The organism is Kitasatospora sp. RG8 (assembly GCF_017813315.1).
In the GTDB taxonomy this organism is placed as follows: domain Bacteria; phylum Actinomycetota; class Actinomycetes; order Streptomycetales; family Streptomycetaceae; genus Kitasatospora.
The window spans coordinates 57,897-67,508 of sequence record NZ_JAGIYX010000042.1; the positions used below are offsets into that span (position 1 = coordinate 57,897).

The 9,612-nt window shown below is 75.0% G+C and carries 8 protein-coding genes; 1 reads left to right on the top strand and 7 read right to left on the bottom strand.

What is annotated here, in order from left to right; all coding sequences use genetic code 11:
• From J5Y04_RS37410 to J5Y04_RS37440, 7 genes are read right to left on the bottom strand one after another with little or no spacing between them, the layout of a single operon-like run.
• Entirely contained in the window at window positions 1-696 is a 696-nt protein-coding gene (locus tag J5Y04_RS37410; RefSeq protein WP_209416998.1) for a hypothetical protein, read from the bottom strand.
• A complete protein-coding gene (locus J5Y04_RS37415; protein WP_209416999.1) occupies window positions 689-1,552 on the bottom strand; it encodes an alpha/beta fold hydrolase in 864 nt (287 codons plus the stop codon). Before J5Y04_RS37415 ends, J5Y04_RS37410 begins: the two co-directional genes overlap by 8 nt.
• Window positions 1,539-2,819 (bottom strand): nitronate monooxygenase family protein, encoded by a 1,281-nt coding sequence (locus J5Y04_RS37420; protein WP_209417000.1) that lies wholly within the window; start codon window positions 2,817-2,819, stop codon window positions 1,539-1,541. Before J5Y04_RS37420 ends, J5Y04_RS37415 begins: the two co-directional genes overlap by 14 nt.
• Window positions 2,819-3,646, bottom strand: coding sequence for a hypothetical protein (locus tag J5Y04_RS37425; RefSeq protein WP_209417001.1), 828 nt, complete (start codon window positions 3,644-3,646; stop codon window positions 2,819-2,821). Before J5Y04_RS37425 ends, J5Y04_RS37420 begins: the two co-directional genes overlap by 1 nt.
• Window positions 3,643-3,891, bottom strand: coding sequence for an acyl carrier protein (locus tag J5Y04_RS37430; RefSeq protein ID WP_307853501.1), 249 nt, complete (start codon window positions 3,889-3,891; stop codon window positions 3,643-3,645). The genes J5Y04_RS37425 and J5Y04_RS37430 overlap by 4 nt, the downstream gene beginning before the upstream one ends.
• The gene (locus tag J5Y04_RS37435) at window positions 3,888-4,763 is read right to left on the bottom strand and encodes a diiron oxygenase (protein ID WP_209417002.1); all 876 of its coding nucleotides are present in this window, start codon (window positions 4,761-4,763) and stop codon (window positions 3,888-3,890) included. Before J5Y04_RS37435 ends, J5Y04_RS37430 begins: the two co-directional genes overlap by 4 nt.
• Window positions 4,764-4,812: 49 nt before the next feature.
• On the bottom strand, window positions 4,813-5,670 hold the full coding sequence (locus J5Y04_RS37440) for a hypothetical protein (protein ID WP_209417003.1): 858 nt from the start codon (window positions 5,668-5,670) through the stop codon (window positions 4,813-4,815).
• Between the two features lie 1,656 nt (window positions 5,671-7,326).
• Between J5Y04_RS37440 and J5Y04_RS37445 the strand changes: the two genes are divergently transcribed.
• On the top strand, window positions 7,327-9,357 hold the full coding sequence (locus J5Y04_RS37445) for a BTAD domain-containing putative transcriptional regulator (RefSeq protein WP_209417004.1): 2,031 nt from the start codon (window positions 7,327-7,329) through the stop codon (window positions 9,355-9,357).
• Window positions 9,358-9,612: the final 255 nt, after the last annotated feature.

Below are 9,612 nucleotides of genomic sequence, written 5' to 3' on the forward strand. Positions count from 1 at the left end.
TCAGTTCCGCAGGGCCACGACGTGGCCGGCCAGCGACTCGACGGAGCGCAGCACCTCCGGGCGCACGTCGTCCTCCCATTCGAAGCCGAACGCGTCCTCCATCGCGACCAGCAGGCTCACCAGCGCGGTGGAGGGCACCCCGGCCTCGCGCAGCGAGGCGCCGTCGGCGATGGCGGCGGTGAACTCCCCGTCGCTGAACAGACCGGCGAGCAGTTCGCGGATACGCGCCCTGACCACAGCCGCCGCACCAGGCGCACCAGGCGCACCGTCCGTACCGGGCGTACCGCCGTCGGTGCCGGGGGTGCCGCCCGTACCGGTGTCGGGGGTGCCGGTCGTACCGGGCGAGGTGTCCGCAGCGTTCGCACCGGGCGTGCCGGGTGTGCCGGCCGCGGTGTTCGCGGCGGGGGAGCCGGGCGTGCTGTCCGTGCCAGGGGCGCCGATGCCGCCCGCACCGGGCGTGCCGCCCGCGCCGTCCGTGCCGCCCGCAGCGTTCGCACCGGGCGTGCCGGGTGTGCCGGCCGCGGTGTTCGCGGCGGGGGAGCCGGGCGTGCCGGGGGTGCCGTCCGCGGTGTTCGCGGCGGGGGAGCCGGGCGTGCCGGGGGTGCCGGCGCCGCCGGCACCGGGCGTGCCGTCCGTGCCGGTGCCGGTGCTGGTGCGGGTGTGGGGGGTGCGGGTCTGGAGTGTCGTGTCAGGCATGGGAGTCGGTTTCCTCGACGAACTTGCGCACGATCGTCTGGAAGCCCTCGGGGTCGTCGAGGAACGGTACGTGGCCGGCGTTCGGCATGATCTCGCAGCGTCCGTCGGGGAACAGGGCGGCGAGCTCGTGGCCGCGGGTGGGGCTGAGCAGGATGTCGTCGTCGCCCAGCACGATCAGGGTCGGTGCCTGGACGCGCGAGAGCAGCTCGGGGCTGGTCTCGCCCTGCTGGACGAGGGTGAGGCCGTTGGTGAGTTCCTCGGGGGTGGACATCGCCAGGAAGCTCTCCCGCAGTCCCAGGAACCCCGGGGTGCCGGACTCCTCGTTCATGTCCCCGCTGATCACCTCGGGGTACATGTGGCCGTACAGGGCGGTCATGCCGTGGTTCTGCAGCGTCAGCAGCCAGGCCCGGTTCAGCTGGCGGTGGCGGCGCATGCCGCGCAGGCCCAGCACCGGGCCCGCCAGGACCAGGCCCTTGACCCGGTCCGGGTACTCCAGCGCCACGTCGCGGGCCAGCTGGGTGGAGGCGGAGGTGGCGACCAGGTAGGTCGACTCGATGTCCAGCGCGTCCAGGAGCCCGACCACGTCCGCGGCGTGTTCCTCCCAGGTCGGTTCCTGCGCCAGGCGCGAGGACGCGCCGTGGTTGCACAGGTCGTAGCTGACGACGCGGAAGTCGCGGGCGAGGTCCGCGGTGTACTCGCGCCAGAACGGGCTGGTGATGAAGAAGTTGTTGAGGAGCGTGATGGCGGTGCCCTCGCCGCTCACCTCGTGGTACAGCTCCACGCCCTCACGGGTGCGGATCCGCGGCGTGTCGTAGTACTGCAGGTCGTGGTGGTCCTGCGCCTCACCGGCTGACATGGCGTCCCGTCCTTGTCTCGGTCCCGTTCCCGGGCTCGTTCTCGTTCCCGGGCTCGTCCCCGGGCCGGTCCTCGTGCGCGTTCTCGTTCCCGGGCCCGGGCCGCCGCCCGTTCCCGCCCTGCTCCCCGCCGCGGGGCCTGCTGCCGGGCTCGCCGCCGGGCCCGTCGCCGGGTCCGCCGCCGGGCCGTTCCCCGCTGCCGGGCCCGTCACCTCCGCCGGGCCTACTGCCGGTCCCGGGCTCGCCGCCGGGCTGCTCCCCGCTGTCGGGCTGCTGCCCGTCGCCGTCTCCGCCGTCGGGCCGGGGCCCGCTGCGGGGCAGGACGGGGGCGAACGCGGCGACGACGGCGGCGGCCGGTGCCGGCCCGTCGACCGCGGCGCAGGAACGGCCGCAGTACAGTGCCATCTCCTCGATCCGGCCGGTGGTGGCGGTGGTGGGGACCGCGGAGCTGAACCGCGGTACCAGGTAGGGCCTGCCCTCGACGACGGTGCGGCCGATGAACGTGCTGGGCTGCGCGGGGTCGCGGGTGACGGGGGTGGCCAGCACGCGGTGGCGCCGGCCCGGCCAGCCGATCTCGTAGACGCCGCTGATCACGGTGTCGCCGTCGCCGGCGGCGGCCACCGCGTCCTTGAAACGCCCGTGCGCGCGTGACTCGTGCGCGACGACGAACGCGGTGCCCAGCAGCACGCCGTCGGCCCCGGCGGCCAGGGCGCGTTCGGCCTGGGCGGGGGAGCCGATGCCGCCGGCGGCCACCAGGCAGGCGCCGGGCAGGCGTTCGCGCAGCGCGGTGACCAGCGCGTCGCGCCGCATGGTGCCCAGCAGGTGGCCGCCGGCCTCGGTGCCCTGGGCCACCACCACCGCGCCGAGGGAGGCCGCCCGCACCCCGTCCTCGACGGTGCCGACCTGGACGACCAGGTGCCGGCCCGCGGCCACCGCGCGCGCGGGGAGCGCGTCGCCGGCGGGCAGGCCGAACAGCGACACGTAGACGCGTGCGGGTGTCTCGTCCAGGACCTGTGCCAGCTGCCGGGCCAGGTCGCGTTCCCCGACGACCTCGGGGATCAGGTTCACCCCCACCGGCCGGCCGGTGCCGGCCACCAGGCGCCCGAGCAGGGCCGACAGGGCGTCACCGGCCAGCTTGTAGCCGCCCGCGCAGCCCGCCGCGCCGGCCCGGGAGACCGCGCACGCCAGCTCGGTGCCGGCCACACCGCCCATGCCCGACTGCAGCAGGCCCACCTCCACGCCCAGGACCTGCGCCAGCGGCCGGCGCATCAGCCCAGGTCCTGAAGGGCGGCCACGGCCGCGCCGGCGCTGCCGAACCGGGCGGTCAGGGTGTGCACCCACCGCTCCAGGCCGAAGGCCAGGCAGCTGGTGTGCGCGGTCGCGCCGCCGGCACGGATGTCGCACCGCTCGCCGAAGAAGTTGCGGTGGTAGTTGACCGAGCCGACGGCCAGGCCCCCCACGACGAACTCCTCCTTCACCGGGAACAGCCGCTGCATCTTCGCCTTGCCCCCGTCGGGGTCGAAGAACGGGTCGGTGGCGGCCTGCAGGGACACCTGAAGCCCCAGCGCCGCGCACAGCCCCACCACCGCGTCCCTGGCCCGCAGCAGGTGCTTCTTCGCCACGTCCTCGGGCCCCACGCAGACGATCTCGCGCATCGAGAAGCCCAGCAGCCGCTGCAGGCCCCGGTAGTGGTCCTCGTTGCGGAAACACGTGCCGACGGTGGTGCGCAGCACCCCGTCGCCGGACAGGCGCGAACCCGCCAGGTCGAGGTAGACCGAGTAGCACGCCGCCGACGGCAGCGCGAACGCGGCCGGCTCCATCACCGCGGCGGGCACCTGCCGCACCGGCCGCGGCCCCGCCGCCAGCAGCTCCTTCAGGCGCTGCGGGTCCAGCCGGGCCGCGGCCAGCCCCAGGTGCGGGAAGTTGTCGTAGTAGTCGAAGGTGTCCAGGTCCTGGCAGCGCATCAGGAACGGGTACCGGAACTCCGGCGCCTCCCACTCCCGGGCCAGGCGCAGGAACACCGCGTCCACGGCCCGCAGCAGCCGCAGCTGGCCGCCGTCGAGCACTCCCAGGCCGCTCTCGCCCGCTGTGGTCATCGCCCTGCTTCCTTCCTGAAGAACCGCGCCTCCAGCGCGCCGAGGGTGCGGAAGTCGTCCAGGTCCAGGTCCTCCGGGTCGGTGGCCTCGCCGGTGAGCTCCTCCAGCAGGAAGATGAACTCCACGAACGCCAGCGAGTTGATGGCCCGGCTGTCGATCAGGTCCAGGTCCTCCGGCAGCTCCGCCAGCTCCGGGTTGCGGCCCAGGATGAACTCCCGCACCGCCTGCATCGCCTCCCCGCTCACCGCACGGCCTCCCGTCCCACGCCCGCCTTCGACAGGAACCGGCGCGTGCGCCGCAGCACCCGCTCGTGGGCCTCCACCCGCGCGGGGTGCTCCAGCGCCCTGCGCCGCAGCCCCAGCGCGTCCGGGATCCCCGCGTCGCGGTAGGCCGCCGGGTTGTAGAGCGTGGCGATGCTGTACTGCAGGTACTCCTCCAGGTACCGGGCGATCACCGGCACCTCGCCCGCATCGCGCCGGGCCACCTGCCCCAGCAGGTTCGTGAAGATCATCCGGCCGAACGCGACGTGCCGGCTCTCGTCCTGGTGGTGCACCCGGTTGATCTCCCGCGCGATGGCCGGCAGCGACTCGTCGGTGGCCATGTGCGCGTTGTAGTGGTCCACGATCTCCTCGAACACCAGGATCCGCGCGAACACGACCAGCTCACGGGCGACCGGCGACAGGTGGTCCACCGCCCCGGCCTTCAGCGCCGGCTGCGCCGGGTACAGCTTGCCGCCGTAGCGCAGGCAGAACTGGGCGAAGAACCACATGTGCTCGTTCTCCTCGCCGATGAAGTGGTGCAGGAACTCCGAGACGTCCCGGTAGGCCCGCCCGTGGATGCGCATCACCACATCGCTCATCAGCTCACGGATGCCGTGGATGTTCAGGCTGAAGAAGTTGACCGCCTCGTACCTGGTCAGCGCGATCTGCTGCTCACGCGTCAGCTCGTCCCACATCGGCGTGCCCGCCAGCGTGGTCAGGCTCTCGCTCATCCACGGCACACCGGGCTCGATCGCCTCCGGCCAGTCGAACATCGTGTACGGGTTGTAGTAGCCGGACTCGGCCAGCTGCTCCAGCCGCTCCAGCTCCAGCACGATCGGTTCGATCCCTACCGCCATCTTTTGACCCGCCCTTCCAGTAACGGAGCAGTTCGAGGAAAATTCGGCGTCAGCGCGCCGACCGGATGTCCGCACGCACCACCACCGCCCGCCCCGACCCGCAGCCGTGACGGCCGAAGGACGCGCCGGCGGCGGCGGTGGACGGGATCACCTTGTTGTAGACCGACCCCAGGCACAGCTCCTGGAAGCCGGCGGTGTCCGGCGACAGCCGCGCGGCCAGCTGCGCCTTGGCGATGTCGACGCTCCTGAGCGCGCCGTCGTCGTCCTCGACCTCCACGCACGCGTGCGGCAGGTCGAGGGCGCCGCCGAGCACGCCGCAGAACCAGCCCCGCTTCGCCCGGGCCCGGTACCCGGCCGCGCGGAAGGCCTCGGCCAGGAACAGGCTCGCCGCGATGCAGCTGGTCGCGCCGAGGGCGTGCACCAGCTCGTGGTCGGCCTGCATGGGGACGGGGATCATCTGCCAGCGGTAGCCGGCGTCGAGGTACTCGCGGGTCAGGCGCCGCAGGACGGGGGAGAGCAGCGGGGTGCGCGCGCCGGTGGTGGTGACGGTGGCCTCGTAGCGGGCCGTGCCCCCACCCGGCACCGGCGCGGCCCCGCCGGCCAGGCGCCCGCCGAAGCGGGCGACGTCGGGCGCCTCGAAGTGCCACGGCGCCTCCTCGCGGCACCCCGGGCACTCCAGACGGGCCCGGAACTCCCACGACTTCTCGCGCAGCAGCTCCTCCACCGGGCGCCGGGCGAACCGGAACAGCATCCGGAACGCGAGCTGCGGCTGCGTGTCCGGGCGGCCCGCGTACATGCCGAGGTTGTAGAGGTCGCTCGCGTCGAAGTGACGCACCCCCGCGTGCTCCTCGAACGGCAGGCCCGCACCGACCAGCCGGCCGATGTCCGCCTCCGTGCAGCGCAGCATTTCCCGCGCCACGGATTCCGGCTGGGTCCTCTCGGCGTATTCACCGGGAATGAACTCGATGGAATCCGCCACTTCTTCCCAGGGCGTCGTCACGGCAAAATCCTGCTCTGGCACAGTCCGTCCCTCCAGGAAAAAAGACCGCGCCGACGGGCCCGGCGCCAATTCCGGTGGCGCGGCGCCGCGGCCGGCGGCGCACATTTCCCGCAGCGGCCGGCCCGGCCGCCGGCGGGCATTTCCCGCCGGCTCCCCGCCCGAAATCCGCGGAACGATCCCGACGCTACCAGCCGCCGATCGCTCCGCGACAGGTTATTTCCGCACACGCCCCCGTGCGTTTCACACACAAGGGACGGAGAAATCAATACCCGCCCGCCCCCGGCCGGCGCCGCCCGTCCGCCCTCCCTCCGCCCCCGCCGGCGCTGCCCGCCCGTCCCGCGCGCCGCCGGCCCGGCGCCGCGAAGGGGGTGCCGCAGGACGGCGCCGCCGCAGCGCCGGGCAGGCCGGGACGCGCGGGAAGGCCCGGAGCACGGGGACGCGGGGGAGCAGGGGCCGGGGAGCAGGGGAGAAGGGGCGCGGCGGGGGCGGGGGCCCCGCCCGCACCCCGCCCCCGCCCCGCACGGGAAACCCACGGCACCAACCAGCGTGCCCCGCACACCGCCTGACGCACCATCGGACCGGCCGCCACCACCGCCCGGCCCGCCGCCCAGGCACGCCGACGGCCCCTTCCACCCGGCCCCGTCCGGCCGGACCCGGCACGCCGCCCGGCCCCTTCCGGCCCGCCGTCGGCCCCTGCCGGCTCCTGCCGGCACGGACCTGGCGCACCGTCGGGACCGTGTACCCGCTCCCGCCGCCCCGACGCGCGCCGGCGCCCCGGCCGCCCCGCCTGCCCCGCTCCCGCCACCGGGCCGGGCCGGCCGCGGCAGGGGTGACAACCCCAAGACGCCACCGCTACTGTGATCACGCGTGACACCCTTTGCGGTCTTATGCGCGCACGCCCGCGACATCCTCACGCCTGCGCCGTGCGGGCCGATAAAAAAAGGGGGACGGGGGAAACGTGCGCGGGGCGAACACGCCCGGCCCGCCCTTGACCGGCGGACCGGCCAGGGGCTTTGATGTGCCGGCACCGGCGCACCGCTCCCCGGCGGCCCAGCCCGCCGCCGCAAACGGAATCACCGCCTCCCCCGTTCCCGCCGCCCGGACCATATCCGGCGCAATAACGGCACGGCCCCCGCGCCCGCCCCGCCGCATTCACCCCCGCCGCGACGGAAAACACCGGGCGAAAACCGCGCCGCACCACACCGGAACGCAGAAGCGGCAGACCCGGCCCACCACCGCGCACACCGTCGTGCACACCATCGGGCCCGCGACCGTGCACACGACCGGAACCACCACCGTGCACACCACCGGGACCACCACCGGGCCCGCGACCGGGACCACCACCGTGCACACCACCGGGACCGCGACCGTGCACACCACCGGGACCGCGACCGTGCACACCGCCGGGACCGCCACCGCGCGCACCACCGGGACCGCGACCGTGCACACCACCGCGCCCGCGACCGGGCCCGCGACCGTGCGCGGCGCCGGCCACCTTGCGCCCCCGCCCGCACGCACCCGTGCGCCGCGGGAGGCACCACCACGTCAGGAGGCGAGTGACCCATGGCCGCACCAGCAGCACCCCTGCGCATCCAGCTCCTGGGACCGGTACGCGCCTGGCGCCACGGCACGGAGGTGACCCTGGGCCCGCCCAAACAGCGGGCCGTCCTCGCCCTGCTCGCCAGCCGCGCAGGCGACGTCGTCGGCGTCGAGGGCATCGTCGACGCCCTCTGGGGCACCGACGTCCCCCACACCGCCGCCAACGGCGTCCACACCTACGTCGCCGGCCTGCGCCGCGCCCTGGAACCCGGACGCACCACCCGGGCCGCCGACGCGCTCCTGGCCTCCGGATCCGGCGGCTACTGCCTGCGGATGGACCCCGCCGACGTCGACGCCACCCTCTTCACCCGCACCCACAACGACGCCCGCAGGTCACGCGCCGAAGGCAACACCGAAGCGGCCCTGCGCCGTTACGAACAGGCCCTCGCCCTGTGGCACGGCGAGGCCTGCACCGCCGTGCCCGGCCCCTTCGCCGCCATGGAACGCACCCGCCTGCGCGACCTGCGCCTGACCGCCGTGGAGGAACGGGCCGACAGCATGCTCGCCGCCGGCCGCCACGTCGAAACGGTCACCGAACTCACCGGCGCGATCGCCGAGGAACCCCTGCGCGAGAAACTGCGCTGGCTGCTCATCCTCGCCCTCTACCGCAGCGGACGCCAGGCCCACGCCCTGCGCCTGTACGAGGACACCCGCGAACTGCTCCGCAGCGAACTGGGCATCGAACCCGGCCCCGACCTGCGCACCCTCCACCAACAGATCCTCGCCGGACACCCCGCCCCCCACACCCACGCACCCCACGCCCACACCCACGCACCCGCCCCCCACGCCCACGCACCCCACGCCCACGCCCACGCCCTCCACGTTCCTCACACGTCCCGCCCCGACACCCCGCCGCCCCCGCCGCCCGCCACCCGCGACCACCCCTTCCACACCACCCCCAGACCCGCCCAACTCCCGCCCCTGGCCCGCGGATTCATCGGCCGCACCAAGGAACTCGCCCACCTCGCCGCCCTCCTCGGCGCCGACCTCCCCCGCCACGGCGCCACCACCCCCGTCGCCGTCGTCGACGGCCCCGCCGGCGCCGGCAAGTCCGCCCTCGTCCTGGAACTGGCCCACCGCCTCACCGACCGCTACCCCGACGGCCAGCTCTACGTCGACCTGCACGCCACCGCCCCCCGGGGCCGGCCCCTGGCCGCCGCCGACGCCCTGGGCCAACTCCTCACCGGCCTGGGCGTCCACGCCTCCCGCATGCCCCAGGGCCCGGCCGCCCGCACCACCCTCTACCGCAGCCTCCTGCACGGCCGGCGGATGCTCGTCGTCCTCGACGACGCCCCCGGCGCCGACCAGCTGCGCCCGCTCATCCCCCGCGGCTCCTCCTGCGTCCTGGCCACCAGCCGCCGGCGCCTCAGCGGCCTCGCCGCACGCGACGGCGCCCACCTGCTCACCATCGGACCCCTCACCGACGAGGACTCCGCCCGCCTGCTCACCGCCCTGGCCGGCGGCCGCCTCACCGCCCACGACCCGGCCACCACCCGCCTGAGCGCCCTGTGCGGAGGACTGCCCCTGGCCCTGCGCATCGTCGCCGACGCCCTGGTCGCCAACCCCGACACCCCCCTCGAAACCCTGGTCGACCAGTACACCGCCGAACACGGCCGCCTCGACCGCCTCACCGTCCAGGACGACGCCACCGCCAGCCTGCGCAGCGTCTTCGAGGCCTCCTACCAGGCCCTGCCCGCCGACGCCGCCCGCATGTTCCGCCACCTGGGCCTGTGCCGCAGCCCCTTCACCCTCCAGATCGCCGCCACCCTCGCCGAGACCGACCGCGACACCACCCGCCGCCTGCTCGCCCTCCTGACCGCCCACCACCTCCTCCAGGAGGAACCCGGCCACCGCTACCGCTTCCACAGCCTCATCGGCATCTACGCCGCCGAGTGCGCCCAACGCGAACCCCCCGCCCGCCGCCGGGAAGCCCTCAACCGGCTGCTGCGCCTGTGCAGCGCCCACCACCCGCCCCGCCTGAACGCCCCCGGCTGAGCCCGCCCCCCACCGCCCCCCCGCCGCCCCCGCGCCCCGTGCGAAAGGCACGCGGGCGCATGCGGAAATCATCTGTCGCACCGCGATCCGCGGCTGGTAGCGTCAAAACCGCTCCGCACACCCCCGGGGGGAAACCGGCGCACAGGCCCACCCGCCGGGCGGCCGCCCCGCCCGACCGGGGGCGCCGGCGCGGCACACGCGGCACACCACGGCGGGCCGACGCCCCGGCCCGCACACCCCGCAGGCCCGGCCGGC

Excerpts from the sequence above, each read along its gene's own strand:
- J5Y04_RS37410 (WP_209416998.1), bottom strand. The coding sequence starts at position 696 with ATGCCTGACACGACACTCCAGACCCGCACCCCCCACACCCGCACCAGC.
- J5Y04_RS37415 (WP_209416999.1), bottom strand. The coding sequence starts at position 1,552 with ATGTCAGCCGGTGAGGCGCAGGACCACCACGACCTGCAGTACTACGAC.
- J5Y04_RS37420 (WP_209417000.1), bottom strand. The coding sequence starts at position 2,819 with ATGCGCCGGCCGCTGGCGCAGGTCCTGGGCGTGGAGGTGGGCCTGCTG.
- J5Y04_RS37425 (WP_209417001.1), bottom strand. The coding sequence starts at position 3,646 with ATGACCACAGCGGGCGAGAGCGGCCTGGGAGTGCTCGACGGCGGCCAG.
- J5Y04_RS37435 (WP_209417002.1), bottom strand. The coding sequence starts at position 4,763 with ATGGCGGTAGGGATCGAACCGATCGTGCTGGAGCTGGAGCGGCTGGAG.
- J5Y04_RS37440 (WP_209417003.1), bottom strand. The coding sequence starts at position 5,670 with ATGCTGCGCTGCACGGAGGCGGACATCGGCCGGCTGGTCGGTGCGGGC.
- J5Y04_RS37445 (WP_209417004.1), top strand. The coding sequence starts at position 7,327 with ATGGCCGCACCAGCAGCACCCCTGCGCATCCAGCTCCTGGGACCGGTA.